The 16,575-nt window shown below is 65.1% G+C and carries 14 protein-coding genes; 10 read left to right on the top strand and 4 right to left on the bottom strand.

Going from position 1 to position 16,575, the window contains the following annotated elements; genetic code table 11:
- The first annotated feature begins 12 nt into the window (after positions 1–12).
- The 6 genes from ispF to rpoS all read left to right on the top strand — a co-directional run bounded on the left by ispF (position 13) and on the right by rpoS (position 5,215).
- A complete protein-coding gene (gene ispF / locus FVW59_RS06665; protein WP_148063579.1) occupies positions 13–486 on the top strand; it encodes a 2-C-methyl-D-erythritol 2,4-cyclodiphosphate synthase in 474 nt (157 codons plus the stop codon).
- Positions 483–1,538, top strand: a complete 1,056-nt coding sequence (gene truD, locus FVW59_RS06660; RefSeq protein ID WP_148063438.1) for a tRNA pseudouridine(13) synthase TruD — start codon at positions 483–485, stop codon at positions 1,536–1,538. The genes ispF and truD overlap by 4 nt, the downstream gene beginning before the upstream one ends.
- Positions 1,531–2,193, top strand: a complete 663-nt coding sequence (locus FVW59_RS06655) for a protein-L-isoaspartate(D-aspartate) O-methyltransferase (RefSeq protein WP_246139657.1) — start codon at positions 1,531–1,533, stop codon at positions 2,191–2,193. Before truD ends, FVW59_RS06655 begins: the two co-directional genes overlap by 8 nt.
- Before the next feature lie 3 nt (positions 2,194–2,196).
- On the top strand, positions 2,197–3,114 hold the full coding sequence (locus FVW59_RS06650; protein ID WP_222711440.1) for a DUF368 domain-containing protein: 918 nt from the start codon (positions 2,197–2,199) through the stop codon (positions 3,112–3,114).
- 38 nt (positions 3,115–3,152) lie between these two features.
- Complete coding sequence (locus FVW59_RS06645) at positions 3,153–3,977, top strand: peptidoglycan DD-metalloendopeptidase family protein (protein WP_246139656.1); 825 nt, start codon at positions 3,153–3,155, stop codon at positions 3,975–3,977.
- Between the two features lie 284 nt (positions 3,978–4,261).
- Positions 4,262–5,215 (top strand): RNA polymerase sigma factor RpoS, encoded by a 954-nt coding sequence (rpoS, locus tag FVW59_RS06640; RefSeq protein ID WP_148063437.1) that lies wholly within the window; start codon positions 4,262–4,264, stop codon positions 5,213–5,215.
- A gap of 109 nt (positions 5,216–5,324) precedes the next feature.
- Here rpoS and fdxA read toward each other — a convergent pair whose 3' ends face one another.
- A complete protein-coding gene (fdxA, locus tag FVW59_RS06635; protein ID WP_148063436.1) occupies positions 5,325–5,648 on the bottom strand; it encodes a ferredoxin FdxA in 324 nt (107 codons plus the stop codon).
- Between the two features lie 121 nt (positions 5,649–5,769).
- The gene (gene mutS, locus FVW59_RS06630; protein ID WP_148063575.1) at positions 5,770–8,328 is read right to left on the bottom strand and encodes a DNA mismatch repair protein MutS; all 2,559 of its coding nucleotides are present in this window, start codon (positions 8,326–8,328) and stop codon (positions 5,770–5,772) included.
- Positions 8,329–8,501: 173 nt separating this feature from the next.
- Here mutS and FVW59_RS06625 point away from each other — a divergent pair, with 173 nt between their 5' ends.
- The 4 genes from FVW59_RS06625 to FVW59_RS06610 all read left to right on the top strand — a co-directional run bounded on the left by FVW59_RS06625 (position 8,502) and on the right by FVW59_RS06610 (position 11,759).
- On the top strand, positions 8,502–9,743 hold the full coding sequence (locus FVW59_RS06625; RefSeq protein ID WP_148063435.1) for an RNA polymerase sigma factor: 1,242 nt from the start codon (positions 8,502–8,504) through the stop codon (positions 9,741–9,743).
- A gap of 87 nt (positions 9,744–9,830) precedes the next feature.
- On the top strand, positions 9,831–10,628 hold the full coding sequence (locus FVW59_RS06620) for a VOC family protein (RefSeq protein WP_148063434.1): 798 nt from the start codon (positions 9,831–9,833) through the stop codon (positions 10,626–10,628).
- 11 nt (positions 10,629–10,639) lie between these two features.
- On the top strand, positions 10,640–11,008 hold the full coding sequence (locus FVW59_RS06615) for a YciI family protein (protein WP_148063433.1): 369 nt from the start codon (positions 10,640–10,642) through the stop codon (positions 11,006–11,008).
- 94 nt (positions 11,009–11,102) lie between these two features.
- Positions 11,103–11,759 carry an MBL fold metallo-hydrolase gene (locus FVW59_RS06610; protein WP_148063432.1) on the top strand — a complete coding sequence of 219 codons (657 nt, stop codon included), beginning with the start codon at positions 11,103–11,105 and terminating at the stop codon, positions 11,757–11,759.
- 39 nt (positions 11,760–11,798) lie between these two features.
- On the opposite strand, the gene FVW59_RS06605 is transcribed toward FVW59_RS06610, so the two are convergent.
- Complete coding sequence (locus FVW59_RS06605; protein WP_148063431.1) at positions 11,799–12,923, bottom strand: Wadjet anti-phage system protein JetD domain-containing protein; 1,125 nt, start codon at positions 12,921–12,923, stop codon at positions 11,799–11,801.
- A 3-nt stretch (positions 12,924–12,926) separates the two neighbouring features.
- A complete protein-coding gene (locus FVW59_RS06600) occupies positions 12,927–16,574 on the bottom strand; it encodes an ATP-binding protein (protein WP_148063430.1) in 3,648 nt (1,215 codons plus the stop codon).
- Between the last annotated feature and the right edge of the window lies 1 nt (position 16,575).

Genomic DNA, 16,575 nt, shown 5'->3' with positions numbered 1-16,575 from the left:
CGAGACGTACTGATGCGAATCGGCCACGGCTATGATGTCCACCGCTTTGGCCCCGGCGACCACGTGGTGCTGGGGGGCGAACACATTGCTTTCGAGGCGGGCCTGGTGGCCCACTCCGACGGCGATGTGCTGCTGCACGCCATTTGCGATGCCCTGCTGGGGGCCATCGGCGCCGGCGATATCGGCCGCCACTTCCCGGACTCCGATCCGGCCTTTGCCGGGGCTGACAGTCGCGGCCTGCTGCGGGCGGTGATGGCCCAGGTGACAGCGGCCGGCTGGCAGTTCGGGAACCTGGACGCCACCGTGATTGCCCAGGCGCCCAGGCTGGCGCCCCATATCGCTGCCATGCGGGCCAATATTGCCGCCGACCTGGAGGCCGCTGAGGCGCAGGTCAATGTCAAGGCCACCACTACCGAGGGGCTGGGCTTCACGGGGCGCAGGGAGGGCATTGCCGCCCACGCCGTGGTGCTGCTGCAACCGCGATGAACGAGACCTGGCCCACTGCCGGCCCGGCGCCCAGCGCCCGCGGCCTGATCCGCCAGTCCCCGGAGGACTTCATCGTCCGCGAGCAGTTGGGCTTTGAACCCGATGGTAGCGGCGAGCACGCCTTTCTCCACCTGCAAAAGCGCGGCCTGAACACCGCGGACCTGGCCCAGCGCATTTCGGAAATCTCGGGAGTGGCGCTGCGAGATATTGGTTTCAGCGGCATGAAGGACCGGCATGCGGTGACCAGCCAGTGGTTCAGCGTTGGCCTGGCGGGGCGTGCGGAGCCGGACTGGAGCCAACTGGAACGCAGTGGCGAGGTCAGTGTGCTGGCGGCCAGCCGGCATGGCCGCAAGTTGCGCCGGGGCGTGCACCGGGCCAATCAGTTCACACTGACCCTGCGTCAGGTCGAGGGCGAGCGCGAGGACCTGCTGGCGCGTCTGCAGGGGGTCAGGGATGGCGGCGTACCCAACTATTTTGGCGAACAGCGCTTTGGCCGCGCCGGCAACACTCTGGTGCAGGCCCGGCAATGGGCCGAGCGCCCCCGGCGCAAGCTGTCCCGCACGCGCCGCGGACTGTACCTGTCGGCGCTGCGCTCGCTGCTGTTCAATCGCCTGCTGGCCCGGCGGGTGGCAGAGGGCAGCTGGAATACGGTTTTGCCCGGCGATGTGTGCAGCCTGCAGGGCACCCGGAGCCGTTTCGCCTGCAATGAGGTGGACGCGGATATCGCCGCTCGCGCCGCAGCCGGCGACCTGCATCCGGCACTGCCGCTGTGGGGGCGTGGAGAGCCGTTGCAGGGGCCTGAACGGCTGGCGCAGCAGGCGCAAATACTGGCCCCGGAGAGCGGCATTTGCCGCTTTCTGGAGGACGCCGGCCTGAGCCTCGACTACCGCCCGGCGCGCGCCCTGCCGGATGACTTTTGCTGGCAGTTTTGTGATGATGGCAGCTTGCAGCTGGCGTTCAGCCTCGGGGCCGGGAGCTACGCCACCGCCGTACTGGCGCAGATAATAGACTATTCAACAGGGGACTTTGCGTTTGGTGACGGCAGTGAGTAGCGTCGACCTCAACGGTATTGGCATGACTTCCCGGCGCACCCGGGAGCGCCTGGTGCAGCGCCTGCGCGAACAGGGCATTCGCGACCAGCAGGTGCTGGACGTGATGAGCACCACACCGCGGCACCTCTTTCTCGATGAGGCCATGGCCCACCGGGCCTATGAAGATACCGCCCTGCCCATCGGTTACCAGCAAACCCTGTCCCAACCCTATATCGTCGCCCGCATGACCGAGCTGCTGCTGGCCGATGGCCCGCGCGCCAATGTACTGGAAATTGGCACCGGCTCGGGCTACCAGACGGCGGTACTGGCCCAGTTGGTGGACCAGGTGTACAGCGTGGAGCGCATCAAGGCCCTGCTGGACCGGGCCCGCCCCCGCATGCGCCAGCTCAAGCTGCGCAATGTGCAGTTGCGGCACAGCGATGGCACCCTGGGCTGGGCCGACAAGGGGCCCTTCGACGGCATTCTCAGCGCCGCGGCGCCGGAGGAAATCCCCCGCGAACTGCTGGCCCAACTGGCTCCGGGCGGGCGCCTGGTGATTCCGGTGGGCGGACGTACCCAGCACCTGCAGGTGGTTTGCCGCCGCCCCGAGGGTTTTGTTACCGAGATCGTCGAAGCCGTGCGCTTCGTTCCCCTGCGCCCCGGCACGGAGCGCTAGTCAGTGGGCTGGCTGGGCATCTACCTGCGCGGTGTGCTGATGGGCGCGGCCGACATCGTCCCCGGGGTGTCCGGGGGTACCATGGCATTTATTACCGGTATCTACGATCGCCTGCTCGGGGCCATCCGGGCCTTCGACCTGGCCCTGCTGGGGCTGGTGCTGAAAGGCCGGATCAAGGACGCCTGGCAGCATGTCGACGGCGCCTTCCTGCTGACACTGCTGGCGGGCATTGCCACCAGTATCCTGTCCCTGGCTCGGCTGATTGCCTGGCTCCTGGAAACCCACCCGGTGCCGCTGTGGGCTTTTTTCTTCGGCCTGATCCTGGCCTCGGCCCTGGTCCTGCTGCGGCAGGTCGGCGCGTGGAATCCGGCCCGCATAGCCTGCCTGCTGGCGGGCACGGGCTTCGCGCTGGCGGTGGCCCTCTCGCCGGCCCTGGGGCTGGAGAGTGCCGGCCTGCCGGCGGTGTTTGGCGCCGGCTTTATCGCCATCTGCGCGATGATCCTGCCCGGCATCTCCGGCAGCTTTATCCTGGTATTGCTGGGCATGTACGCGGTCGTGCTGAATGCCCTGAAATCCTTTGACCTGGAGTTCATCGCCGTATTTGCCGCCGGTGCCGCCTGCGGCCTGCTGTGCTTCTCGCGCCTGCTGCACTGGTTGCTCAGGCACCAGCGCCCGGGCACTCTGGCCCTGCTCACCGGCTTTCTGTTTGGCTCCCTGGCGGTGGTCTGGCCGTGGAAGGAAGCGCTCGACTGGGTAGAGGGTGCTGGCGGCGAGATGCGCCCGGTGCAGCAGGTGCCGATATTGCCCGGACGTTTTCTGCAACTCACCGGGGAAGATCCCCAACTGTGGCTGTGCATTGCCCTGGCGCTGGCCGGCGGCCTTGCGGTGTGGCTTATCGATACTCGCTGGAACCGGGCCTGAACCCGCGAGGGAGCATCACCTGAGGCAAAGGAGGGGCCGTGTCAGACAAGCTGTACTGTTGCCTTCTCCTGTGCTGCCTGACCGCCTGTGGCAGCCCGCCGCGGGCGCCGATTGAAGATCGCAACAGCCCGGCGCCGCGCCACAATCCACCGGTATACCGCTCATCTGAAGCGCCCGCGCCGGGCAGCTACCGGGTGCGCCGGGGCGACACCCTGTATTCCATCGCCTGGCGCAACGGCCTTGATTTTCGCGCGCTGGCGGCAGCCAATGGCATCGCCGCCCCCTACACCATTTATCCCGGCCAGCTGCTGCAGTTGAAGGCAGCGCCGGTCAGGACACCTGCGGCCTCCCGCAGCGAGTCGGCGCGCACGGTGCCTTCGACCTCCAAACCCTCTGCCACCAAACCTCCTGTCACACAACCTTCACCGGCTTCCGGTAAAAAGGTTATCGCCGTCGACGCATCGCCACCCCCGCCGCCGGCCCCGCCGCAAAAGGCGGTCGGCGCCTGGCGCTGGCCGGCGAGCGGCCCGCTGGTGCGACGCTATTCCAGCACGGTGCACAAGGGCATCGATATCGGCGGCAATCGTGGCGAGGAAGTAGTAGCGGTGGCGGAAGGTGTGGTGGTTTACGCGGGTACCGGCATCGCGGGTTTTGGCGAACTGCTGATCGTCAAGCACAACGATACCTACCTCAGCGCCTACGGCCACAATGACCGACTGCTGGTCAGGGAAGGGCAGAGTGTGAAAAGCGGGCAGAAAATTGCAGAGAAGGGCAGCTCCGGGACGGATACGGTCAAGCTGCATTTCGAAATCCGACGCAACGGGAAACCGGTCGATCCGCTGCAGTTGCTACCCGCTCGTTAGAGCTAGCGATAACTAGGAAAGTCGCAGTTACATTCCATATGGAATATCGTTGGCAAACAACAAACCGTAGCAGCGCGCTTGAACTGCCCGGGGTATTGGGAGTAATCTGGCTGACCGGCGAGAAATACTCTCAATCGTTCCGTTGGATGATAAAAGAGGTATAGCCCATGGATGTGGAAACGCCAAAGAAAAGCTCGAAACGGATGTCGCAAAAAAGCACGACCCGGGGCAGCAGCAGTACGCCTGAACCCTCATGCCCGGAGGGGAAGGTCGCCGGAACGGGGTTGGCTGGCAAGGCCAGAAAGCCCGCGCCGGCCAAACCCGCACCTGCCAAATTGGCCCAGCGCAACGACACTGACGAAGACGCAGCTTTCGAACGCGCCAAGTCCAGCCGCGCGGTCGACAAGTCCCTCGACCCCACCCAGCTCTATCTCAATGAAATCGGTTTTTCGCCGCTGCTGACCGCCGACGAGGAAAAATACTTCGCCCGGCTGGTACGCAAGGGCGATGTCGATGCCCGGCGCCGGATGATCGAGAGCAACCTGCGCCTGGTGGTGAAAATTTCCCGCCGCTACATCAATCGCGGACTGACCCTGCTGGACCTGATCGAAGAGGGCAACCTGGGGCTGATCCGGGCGGTGGAAAAGTTCGACCCGGAGCGCGGGTTTCGCTTCTCGACCTACGCCACCTGGTGGATTCGCCAGACCATCGAGCGGGCCATCATGAACCAGACCCGCACCATCCGCCTGCCGATCCATGTGGTGAAGGAGCTCAACGTCTACCTGCGCGCGGCGCGGGAACTGACCCAGAAGCTGGATCACGAGCCCAGTGCGGAAGAGATCGCCGACATGCTCGACAAGCCGCCGGAGGATGTGAAGCGGCTGCTCGGGCTGAACGAGCGGGTGACCTCTGTGGATCTCCCGGTGGGGCAGGACTCCGACAGGACCGTGGTCGATACCATCGCCGACCTGCAGGTCTCCGACCCCTCCCAGTTGCTGCAGGAAGACGACATCAACGACAACATTGCCCTGTGGCTGGAGGAATTGAGCGAGAAGCAGCGCGAAGTGGTGTCCCGCCGCTTCGGCCTGCGCGGCTACGAAAGCAGCACGCTGGAAGAGGTTGGCCGGGAAATTGGCCTCACCCGCGAGCGGGTGCGTCAGATCCAGGTAGAGGCCCTGCGCCGCCTGCGGGTGATCATGGAAACCCAGGGGCTGACCGGCGAATCCCTGTTCAGTTGATGACAGCCCGGTCCCCCCTGCGAAGGCGGGGGCCCATTTCAACTCACCCTAAACGAAAAACCCCGCTTTATGGCGGGGTTTTTTATGCTGTCCAGCTTGTTGCAGGCGCTCAGCGCTCCAGCAGCTCCAGCTTGTTCGGCTTGCCTTCCCACTCGGCGGCGTCCGCGGGAGATTCCTTCATCTCGGTGATGTTGGGCCACACCTCGGCCAGCTCGGCGTTCAGTTCCAGGAAGACCTGCTGGTCCTCCGGCAGTTCGTCCTCGGAGAAAATGGCGTCCACTGGACACTCCGGCTCACACAGGGCGCAGTCAATGCACTCGTCGGGGTGAATAACCAGGAAATTGGGACCTTCGTAGAAACAATCCACCGGGCACACCTCTACACAGTCTGTGTGCTTGCACTTGATACACTGTTCGCCAACAACGAATGTCATGCCGTTTCTGCCTCTGCTTCCGTGGGGCCGGTGTTGAAAGGGCGGCCATTCTAACTGTTAAGCAACTGTAATTGAAGCCTTTTTATCTCTCCGGCAGACGTGGAAAAAACGCTGCCGAAAGTCACCCTTTGTCGAGCAAGGCCCGCAGCTGGTAAAGGGTGTCCAGGGCCTGGCGCGGGCTCAGTTCATCCACTTCCAGGGCTTCCAGCGCGGTGACAGCCGGGTGGGGTTCCGCGCTGGCGAACAGCTCGGCCTGGGCCGGGAAGGGGGCGGATGGCGCGCTGGCCCCGGGGGCCGGCGCCGGCCCGCCGGGAGCGCCGCTTTCCAGTTCCGCCAGCTTGTCGCGGGCGGCGGCCAGCACCGGTGCCGGGATGCCCGCCAGCCTGGCCACCTGCAGGCCGAAGCTGCGATTGGCCGGCCCCTCCTGGATATGGTGCAGGAACACCACGTGATCCCGGTGCTCGGTGGCATCCAGGTGGACGTTGGCCATGGTCGGGCACTGCTCCGGCAGGGCGGTCATCTCAAAGTAGTGGGTGGCGAACAGGGTGAAGGCGCGCACCTGCCGGGCCAGTGCCACCGCCGCCGCCCAGGCCAGGCTGAGACCGTCGAAGGTGCTGGTGCCGCGGCCCACCTCGTCCATCAGCACCAGGCTGCGCGGCGTGGCGTTGTGCAGGATGTTGGCGGTCTCGGTCATTTCCACCATGAAGGTGGAGCGGCCGGAAGCCAGGTCGTCCGACGAGCCGATGCGGGTAAAGATGCGATCCAGCGGCGCCAGCCGGCAGGCAGTGGCGGGCACGAAACTGCCGATGTGGGCGAGCAGGGCGATCACCGCGTTCTGGCGCATGTAGGTCGATTTACCGCCCATGTTGGGGCCGGTGATCAGCAGCATGCGGCGCCGGTCGTTGAGTAGTGTGTCATTGGCGATAAAGGGCTCGTCCAGTACCTGCTCCACCACCAGGTGGCGGCCGGCGCTGACCTCAAACACCTGCTCTTCGCAGAATTCCGGCCGGCACAGGTCGAGTTGGTCGGCGCGCTCGGCGAGGTTGGCCAGCACATCGATCTCGGAGACCGCGGCGGCGGTGTCCTGCAGGGCAGCCAGTTCCGCGTTCAGCTGCTCCAGCAGCTCGTCGTAGAGGGCCTTTTCCCGGGCCAGGGCCCGGCTCTTGCTGGACAGGGCCTTGTCCTCGAAGCTTTTCAGCTCCGGGGTGATAAAGCGCTCGGCGTTTTTCAGGGTCTGGCGCCGCACATAGGCGTCCGGGGCCTGGTCCGACTGCGCCCGGCTGATCTCAATGTAGTAGCCGTGCACCCGGTTGTAACCCACCTTCAGGGTGGAGATGCCGGTGGCCTCGCGCTCGCGCCGTTCGATGTCCAGCAGGTAGTCGCCGGCGTTGCCGCTGATCTGGCGCAGGTCGTCCAGCTCGGCGTCATAGCCCTCGGCGATCACGCCGCCGTCGCGGATCACCACCGGCGGGTTGTCGATGATGGCCCGTTGCAGTAGGTCCACCAGCGCCGGGTAGTCGCCCGCCTGTTGCGTCAGTTGCCCTAGCAGTGGCGCTTCGCACCGGGCCAGTTCGCTGCGCAGCCGGGGCAGGGCGGCGAGGGAGGAACACAGGCGCGAGAGGTCCCGCGGCCGCGCCGAGCGCAGGGCCACCCGGGACAGGATGCGCTCCATGTCGCCGATCGGCTTGAGGGCTTCGCGCACCGTCTCAAAGTGATAGTTGTGACACAGGTCAGCGATGGCCTGCTGGCGCTCCCGCAGCACCGCCACGTCGGTCAGCGGGCGGTGCAGCCAGCGCCGCAGCAGGCGGCTGCCCATGGCGGTCACGCCTTTGTCCAGCACCGACAGCAGGGTATTGCTGTCGCCGCCGGCGAGATTGAGGTCGATTTCCAGGTTGCGCCGGGTGGCGGCATCCATGATCACGCTCTCGGCCCGGCTTTCGTGGCTGATAGAGCGGATGTGGGGCAGGCTGGAACGCTGGGTGTCCTTGACGTATTGCAGCAGGCAGCCCGCGGCACCGATGGCCAGGCCCAGGTCGTCGCAGCCAAAGCCCTTGAGGTCGTGGCTCTGGAACTGGCTGTTCAGCGCGCGGCGGGCACTGTCCAGGTCGAACTCCCACTCCGGCTGGCTGCGGGCGCCGCGGCGGCCGGTGACCACCGGCAGGTAGAGGCTTTCAATATACAGCGTCTCGGCGGGGTTGAGGCGTTGCAGTTCGCTGGCCAGCGCCTCTTCTCCCGCCACTTCCAGGGCGCGGAAACGGCCGCTGGCAAGGTCCAGGTAGGCGATCCCAAAGTGTTCGCTGCGGCTGTTCACTGCCAGCAGCAGGTTGTCCACGCGCTCCTGCAAGAGGGCTTCGTCGGACAGGGTGCCCGGTGTGACCACACGCACCACTTTGCGCTCCACCGGACCCTTGCTGGTGGCGGGGTCGCCGATCTGCTCGGCAATGGCTACCGACACCCCGGCTCTTACCAGGCGCCCGAGGTAGTTTTCCGCGGCGTGGTAGGGCACCCCGGCCATGGGAATGGGCTCACCGCCGGATTTGCCGCGGGCGGTCAGGGTGATGTCGAGAATCTCCGCGGCCTTCTTCGCATCGTCGTAGAACAGTTCGTAGAAATCGCCCATGCGGTAGAACACCAGGTCGTGGGGGTGCTCCGCCTTGATGCCGAAATATTGCTGCATCATCGGTGTGTGGCTAACAGGTTGATTCAACGGGAATAAATCTCTTTTCTGGGTGGCCGGATTGCGCCTTTGGCGAGGCGCTATGATAAGGAATGTGACTGCCTTAGGACAGGGGCGTTGCTCCGCGTGTACCCTGCTGGTCCATACTGTGGCCGGGACAACAGCAGTGAATGAACATGAATCAGCACATCAGCCAGCTTATCGAAACCCTATACCGCGAGGAATCCCGCCGGGTGCTGGCTACCCTGTTGCGCCTGCTGCACGGCAATTTTGAACTGGCGGAAGAGGCGCTGCAGGACGCCTTCGCCGCCGCCCTGAAGCAGTGGCCGGCACAGGGGGTGCCCGACAACCCGCGGGCCTGGCTGGTGTCCGCCGGGCGCTTCAAGGCCATCGACCAGTTGCGCAAGCGGGGTCGCCAGGATACCGCCATGGCCGAGCTGGCCCGCGAACTGGACGAGCAGGACGAGGAGGAGGCGCTGGACGAGGACGCCTTCGGCGACGATCGCCTGCGATTGATCTTCACCTGCTGCCATCCGGCCCTGTCCATGGAGGCGCGGGTGGCGCTGACCCTCCGGGAGGTGTGCGGTCTGACCACCGAAGCCATTGCCGCTGCTTTCCTGGTGCCGGTTCCGACCCTGGCCCAGCGCATTGTGCGGGCCAAGAACAAAATTCTCGACGCCGCGATTCCCTATGCCGTGCCGGAACCCGGGGCGCTCGCCGCGCGCCTGGACGGGGTACTGCAGACCATCTACCTGGTGTTCAACGAGGGTTATTCCGCCTCCAGTGGCGAGTCGCTGCTGCAGGCGGAGCTGTCGGCGGAGGCCATTCGCCTGGGGCGCCTGCTGCATACCCTGCTGCCGGAGCCCGAGGTCACTGGCCTGCTGGCGCTGATGCTCCTGCACGACGCCCGCGGCGCCTCCCGGGTCGATGCAGAGGGCGACCTGGTACCGCTGGAAGCGCAGGACCGCAGCCTGTGGCAGCGGCCCCAGATTGAGGAGGGCGCGGCGCTGGTGGTGGCGGCCCTGCACGGCCAGCGTCCCGGCCCTTTCGGCCTGCAGGCCGCTATTGCCGCCCTGCACGCCGAGGCGCCCGATGCGGACGCGACGGACTGGGCCGAGATCGCCGCGATTTATGCGCTGCTTCTGCAGTTGCAGCCCTCACCAGTAGTGGAGCTGAACCGGGCGGTGGCCGTGGCCATGCGTGACGGCCCCGCTGCGGGCCTGGCCTTGATTGAGCAACTCGAAGTGCGCGGTGAATTGCAGGATTACTACCTCCTCTACGCGGCCCGCGCCGATCTTTACCGCCGGGCGGGGCAGGTGGCGCTGGCGCGAGAGGCCTACCGCGCCGCCATCGAACGCACCCGGCAGGCGCCGGAGCGACGCTTTCTGGAGAAGCGACTGGCCGCGCTGGAAAAATAATCAGGGCGTTGTGGCCGGCCTTGTCGAATTTGCCGGTCGCGGCGCGACTACTGGCAGTAACGTCTGTAACCCGAGGAGAGCGAAGACATGGCCAACAAACACGGCGAGTTTATCTGGTATGAACTGTGCGCCGCCGACGCGGATCGCGCCCAGCAATTCTACAGCGAGGTGCTGGGCTGGGACATTGCGGACAGCCAGACGCCGGGAATGGACTACCGCATCGTCCACGCGGTTGACGAGGAAAGCGGCGAACGAACCCCCATCGGCGCCGTGATGCCGCTCAGCGCGGAGATGACCGCCGCCGGGGCCAGGCCAGTCTGGCTGGGGTATATCGCCGTGGATGATGTCGACAGCAGTGTCGCCAGCATTACCGCGCGTGGTGGCAGCGTGCACATGCCGGCGACGGATATCCCGGAGGTGGGCCGTATCGCCATGGTGACCGATCCCCAGGGTGTGCCCTTCTACCTGATGAGGGGTATCCAGGAAGCCCCCAGTGAAGCCTTTGCCTCCGAGTGCCCGCGGGTGGGGCACTGTGCCTGGAACGAATTGATGACCGCGGATCCCGAGGGCGCCAAGGACTTCTACTTCGGCGAATTTGGCTGGACCAAGGATGGCGAAATGCCCATCGGCCCGTTGGGTGTTTACGAGTTCATTCGTCACAACGGGGTGATTGGCGCGGTGATGCGCAAGCCGGAGGAAGCGCCGGGTTCCCTGTGGAACTTTTACTTTCGCGTGAAAGATATCGATGCCGCCATCGCGACCGTCGGCGCCTGCGGTGGCAACATCCTGCAGGGCCCGGACGAAATCCCCGGCGGCGACTTCACCGTGCTCGGGCTGGACCCCCAGGGCGCGCCCTTTGCGCTGGTTGGCTCACGAACTACCTGAAGGAGATTTGCATGAAATACCTGTGCCTGGTCTATTACGACGAAAAGAAAATGCAGCAACTGTCGCAGGCCGAGTGGGATGAACTGAACCGCGAGTGCATGGACTGTGTGGGTGGGCTGCAGGCCAGCGGCCACTTTCTCGAGGGGGCGCCGTTGTTGTCAACGGATACCGCCACCACCCTGCGCGTGCGCGACAGCAAGCCCCTGATCACTGACGGCCCCTTTGCCGAAACCAAGGAACAGCTGGCCGGCTTCTACATGCTGGAGGCGCGGGATATGAACGAGGCCCTGCGTCTGGCGGAAAAAATCCCCCCGGCACGCTATGGCTGTGTGGAGATTCGCCCGGTACGGGAATTGATGGACGAGGGCAACCAGCGCTGAAAATGGATTGGTGGAAGCGTTTCCCGACTTGACCTCAAGCTAGGTTCAGGTTCTACAGTGCGCTGCAGATTCAGTCATTGAAGGAGAAACTGCGATGCGCCAGATACAAGCTGATGTATGGGAAACCGCCACCGAGAGCCCCTTTCCGGGCCTGACGACCCACGCCTACCTGTTCCGGCGTGATCGGGGAAATGTGCTGTTTTACGCCACATCAATCCAGTCGGAGCTGGATGCAATGCAAGAACTGGGGGGCGTTTCCTACCATTTCCTGAGCCACAGGGATGAGTTTGGCGTGAGCCTGAGCCGTGTTCGCGAAAACTTCGGTGCGAAGCTCGGCTGTCATGAACTGGAAAAGGAGGATTGCGCAAAGTACTGCCAGCCCGACATCCTGTTCACCGGGCGTGAACAACTTCTGGATGACGTTGAGGTGGTGCCTGTACCGGGCCACTCACCGGGCAGCGTCTGTTTTCTGGTGACAGCCTCCGGCAAGCGGTATCTGTTCACCGGCGACACGATTTACTGCGCTGGAGAGGGGCACTGGCGCGCCGGTTACATCCCGGGATTCAGCACCGTCGAAGACGCCCGCGGCATGATCGATAGCCTGGCTGTCATACGCGGACTTGAACCCGATGTTGTGCTGTCCAGCGCATTTTCGGGCGATACAGGCTACCAGGCAATGTCGCCCGGGGACTGGCCGGGGTATGTTGACGATGCGCTGGCGGGCCTGCGCCTGGAAATTGAGGTCGCCTGATGCTTGTGGCAGGTTTCAACCTTTCGGTGGCGCTGCTACTCAATTACCCAGGCGATTGCCAGATGTCACCAGAAAGCCCTCCTGGTCGATGAAGGTCCCGTATTGACGCAGTGCGGGTAGCAGGGTGCTATCCGCGTACGCGCACCCGGTTTCTCCGGGGTCAATTTGCCGGGTCTTTCCGGCCTGCTCCGGGACATGGCCGCCCTGCTTTTGAAGTTGCTCCAGCATCGGTGCATAGCCCGGTCTCCACGCCGTCAGCCGGGGCAGGCTCTGGCGCAGTCCCTTCAGAATCCCCATCCCCGCGAAATCCAGGTCGCCCCAGAATGCGGCGGGGAGTTCATCACTTAACCATAAGCGCTCAAAACTCTCGCTGTCACTGCCGGGCAAAAAGGCGAAGCGGGTGTGTTCGCTGCCAAGGCGCTCGGCGCTGGCGCGGAAACCGCCGCTGTAGAGCAGGGCGTAGCCGGGGGGAGGGGCATCCGCGAGGCGCAGGAAACTGTCCTGGTTTTCCACGACCAGCAAGCGGGTGAAGCCCACCGGCGCCCAGGCGGTGAGCAGCAGTGGGCGGGGCAGTATCGCCAAGACGCGTTGGCCGTAGAGTTTGTGCAACAGCTCCAGGCGCTGGTCCAGGAACTTGGAGTCGCCCCGAAAACAGCGGGCCGCGATTTCTCGCAGCGTCAGTTTGCCAGTTAGGTGTTGGCCCACGCCGGCAAAAGCCGCTGCCAGGTCGGCGGGCTCCCAGCCGGGGTAAGCGGGTGGGTTGGCGAGCAGGGCGTCGCCGCCATCGGCGAAGGCGTCCGGGTGTTCGGCAAGGGCCGCTCGCCAGGCTTGCCGCAGCGGGTCCAGCAGGGGCCGCGCAAGCCACTCACGCAGCAGCGCTTCAGCCTCGGGATTGAGGCGCAGTTGCGCGTTTTCATAGCGCTCCTGGTGGCGGGCGATACGGTGATCGTAGTGGATACTGAAAACGGGGTAGTCGGAGGCGAGCTGTTCTATGAGGCGCCAGCGATAGCGGGTGTCTTCGGCGAAGCGAAACAGGGCGGGTACGGTGGACGGCTTGATGCGCCGGGTGACGGCACGCTCCCGCGGTTCCTCCAGGCGGTCGAGGAACCAGTGCAACAGGGTCTGCAGCCATTGTTCCTCAACCAGCCAGCCCGGCGCCTTCACGGGCTATACCTCCTCCATGAAATCCAGCGCGCCCTGCTGGCGAATAACCCGCCGGTGCTGGGCCCACAGCTCCGCGACCCGCTCTTTGTTCAGTTGCTGGCGGTCTACCAGCACCCGGGTATTGAGGTCGCCAATCGCGACCGGACTCGGCACCTTGCTGAATACAAACTGGTTGCTCACCAGGTCGAGGAAGGGGCCGGCCTTGGAAGTGGGCATGATGAAAATCAACTGCAGGCCCAGGGTCTGGGTGAGGTAGCCGATCACCTCCCGCGAGCGGGTTTCGTCCATGTGCATAAAGGCCTCGTCGACAATCACCATGCGCAGGTGGCTGTCGCCCTCGCTGAAGCGGAAGGCGCTGGTGATGGCGGCGGCGCGGATGATATAAGCCGGCGTTTCCAGCTGGCCGCCGGAGCCGGTGCCGTACTGGCTGAGGCGAATGGGTGCCTTGTTTTCCGGTGTCTTGAGGATGTCGTAGCGGCGGTAGCGACGGTAGTCGCTGATGCGCTCCAGCTCCCGCAGGGCCTGCTGCTCGTCGCCGTCCAGCAGCAGGGCCAGCAGGCGGTCACGCACCGCACCGGCCTTGTCCGACAGATTGGCGTCGAACAGGCTGCTGCCGTCGCCGAGGTTGGGAATATCGATGATCTCGCGGAAGAAGTCCCAGTACTCCTTGTACTCCGGCAGCCAGCTCCAGTCGAAGGCAAAGCGTTCGCGGTCGGCGCCGAAGCGATGGTGCTGCAGTTCATCGTTGAGATTCTTGAGGGTGCGTTCACCGTCGCGGATGGCCTGGTGGATTTCGTGGCAGAGATCGCTGACGAAGGTGGTGTTGAAGGTGTCGCGCAGGGTGCCCAGCTGCTCCTGCTTTTCCAGCAGTACGTTGTTGCGCAGCCGGTTGTGCAGGTTGTCGAGTTGCTGTTGCAGGCCGCGCACATGGCCGAAGAAGGGCGCGCTGTGCAGGGCTTCGGCGCTGTCGGAAAGCAGCTGGTCCGCCGGCTGGCCCTGTTCGTTGTAGCTGCGGATGGTTTGCTCCAGCGCTACCGCCTGCTGGGTCAGCCGGTCACTGAGCTGGCGCTCCTCGCTGGCAAAGTCGATATCCTCGTGGCTGGCCGCCAGGCGCTGTTCCATGGATTCCATGCGCGGTTGCACATCCAGGCCCGGCCAGTAACGCTCGCCGGCCAGCAGGGCGGCTTCGGCGTCGTCCCGGGCTGTCTCCAGGGCCTCGCTGCGGTCGGCAAAGTCCTTCAGGCGCTTTTCGGCGCCCTTCAGCTGCTCCTCGAGTTGCCCGCTGCGACTGTCCTGCTCGCGCTGCTCCTGTTCCAGTGCGCTGTAGCGCTGCTCTGCCTGTTCGCGTTCCTGCTCGAGATCGCGGTGGGCGCTGAGGTCCAGGTTCTCCAGTTGCTTTTCCAGATCCTGCAACTGGCGCTGACAGTCCAGCAGGGTACTGACGGTTGCCACCCACTGGAGGGGGCGGAAGCGGTTGACCTGTTGCTGTAACTGCTTCACTGCCTTGTAGGTCTCGGCGCCCTTCCGGTACTGCTCCTGGATGTGCGACAGCGCCTGCTGCTGGGCGCGCAGGTTGCGCTCCCGCGCCGCTTCGCCAAACACCAGCTCGCTGTCCTCCAGGTCGCAGCGGAACATGGCGTAGTTGCCGGAGGCGAGGCCGTCGGCGGTAATGCCGCGGCGGGTCAGGCGCAGCGCAGCGGCGTCGGGGACCCGCTGCACGCTGCCGTAGGAGGCCTTGAGGTAGTGTTCGGCGATGCCGTGGGAAAAACGCAGCACGTGAAAAATGGAGTCGTCCGGCAGCGACTGGCGCTCCGCGTCCCGGCGCGCCTGTTCCCCCTGGATGACCCGCGCCCGGTTGCGGCGTGCGCCGGCCAGGCGGCGCACAATGCGAATCGCCTCGGCCTCGTACTCCGGTTCCACCAGAATGCCGAAGCGGGCACCGCCCAGGTAACCCTCGATGGCCATTTGCCAGTCGGGATCACGAACCTCCACGTGATCACAAAGTACGCGTGGATCGGCCTTGGGACACTGTTCGCGAATGGCGGACAGCGCCTCTGAAACATCCCTCGGATAGCTGACCTGGTGGGCCTGCAGGGTGCGAATCTGCTGTTCAATGCGCTGCTGTTCCTGCTCGGTGTTGCGCAGTTCCCGCTCCCTGTCGGCCACCAGGCGATCCAGGCGCTGGGCCAGGCTGAGGGCATCGCTGTCGGCCTGTTCCTGATCACCGCCGTGAAGAATCGCCGCGAGCTGGTTGTGCAGGGGCTCTTCACTGCGGCTCTCATCCAGGCCGGCTTCCAGCGGCCGAAGGTCGATCCAGTCCCTGGCCAGCAGCTGGTTGAGGTCGGGCAGGTTCTGGTCGGCGCGACCGAGCAGCGCTTTTGCCGTATCGCGCCAGCCGCGCCCGGCCAGTTCCGGCAGGGCCAGCTCCAGGCTGTGGCGGTTGAGCAGGTCGCGTATGTTCTGCAGCGCACTCAGGTTGGCATTGCGCTGCTGGTCCTGTTCCAGCAGCGGGCGGGCGCCGGCGTGCAGTTGCCCGGTGAGGTCTTCGCGGCGGGTTTCCAGTTCCTGCTTGGTGCGCAGGGCGGGAACACCCTGGATACGCGCCTCCAGTGCCACCAGTTCCCGGTGCACTTGCTGTAGCCGCTTGTGGGTTTCCTCGCGCTCGGCAATGAGACTCTTCTGCTGTTGGCGCAGCTGCAGTTTCTGGTCCTGCTCGGCGACCAGCAGTTTCTGGTTGCGCTGCTGCTGTTGCGCCGCGGCGCCGTAGGCCACGGCCTTGTGTTGCAGCCAGGATTCCAGGTAGTCGTCGGCCCTGCCGCGGGCCTGCTCCAACAGCGCCACGCTGTCGCGCAACTGGCGCGCCTCGGCCTCCATGCCGTGCACTGTGCGCAGCAGGTCGCGAATGCGGCGAATGGTGTCGCCCAGCTCCCGGGCTTCCAGCACCTCGCCGGCCACGAACTGGTCGATGGAGTCTACCGGCTTGTAGGCCATGAAGCGGGCGAAGGTACGGGCGGCGTTGCTGCCCTCGCGCTGGGATACTGCGTCGCGCTTGCCGCGCAGGGCGCCGTACAGGCGCGCGAGGTAGGCGCCCTTGCGCTCGTAGACCTCCACCGCCTTTTTGCCGAATTCCTGGCGCAGCAGATTGGGCAGCTCGGTGACCGGAGTCACGTGGTCGCCGTCCGGGTAATTGCGGACAAAGTGCGATTTCAGCAGCATCTCGCCGGGCACGATCATCAACAGCAGGTCGTCCTGCCGCGCCTGGGCCGTCGTGCCGGCGCGGTCCAGGTGGGCACGCACGCCGATCACCGCGGTGAAGGGGTCGGCGGTTTCCCCCCGGGTGGGATGGAAAACCCCGGCGATATAGCCGTCGCAATCCCAGGGGCGTGCGAAGGCGCCGTCGTCGCAGCCGAGAATATAGGAGGCGAGGGTGCGCACCTGTTTGCCGCCGCGGCCGCGCTGGGTGGTCTCGTCCTGGCCGGGGTTGAAGGTGAACAGGTTGTCGCGGGCCGCGGTCATCAGGGTTTGCAGGGCGTCGGCGGCGGTGGTTTTGCCGGAGCCGTTGCCACCGGAAAACAGGTTTACCGGGCCGAATTCCAGTTCCTGCGGTGGCAGGTTGCCCCAGTTGACGGTAATGGCGCGTTTCAGATACATG

Source organism: Parahaliea aestuarii, from assembly GCF_008064635.1.
GTDB classification, from domain to species: Bacteria; Pseudomonadota; Gammaproteobacteria; order Pseudomonadales; family Halieaceae; genus Parahaliea; species Parahaliea aestuarii.
Note: the sequence above shows the minus strand (reverse complement) of the source record. Positions and strands in the feature narration are given on the sequence as shown.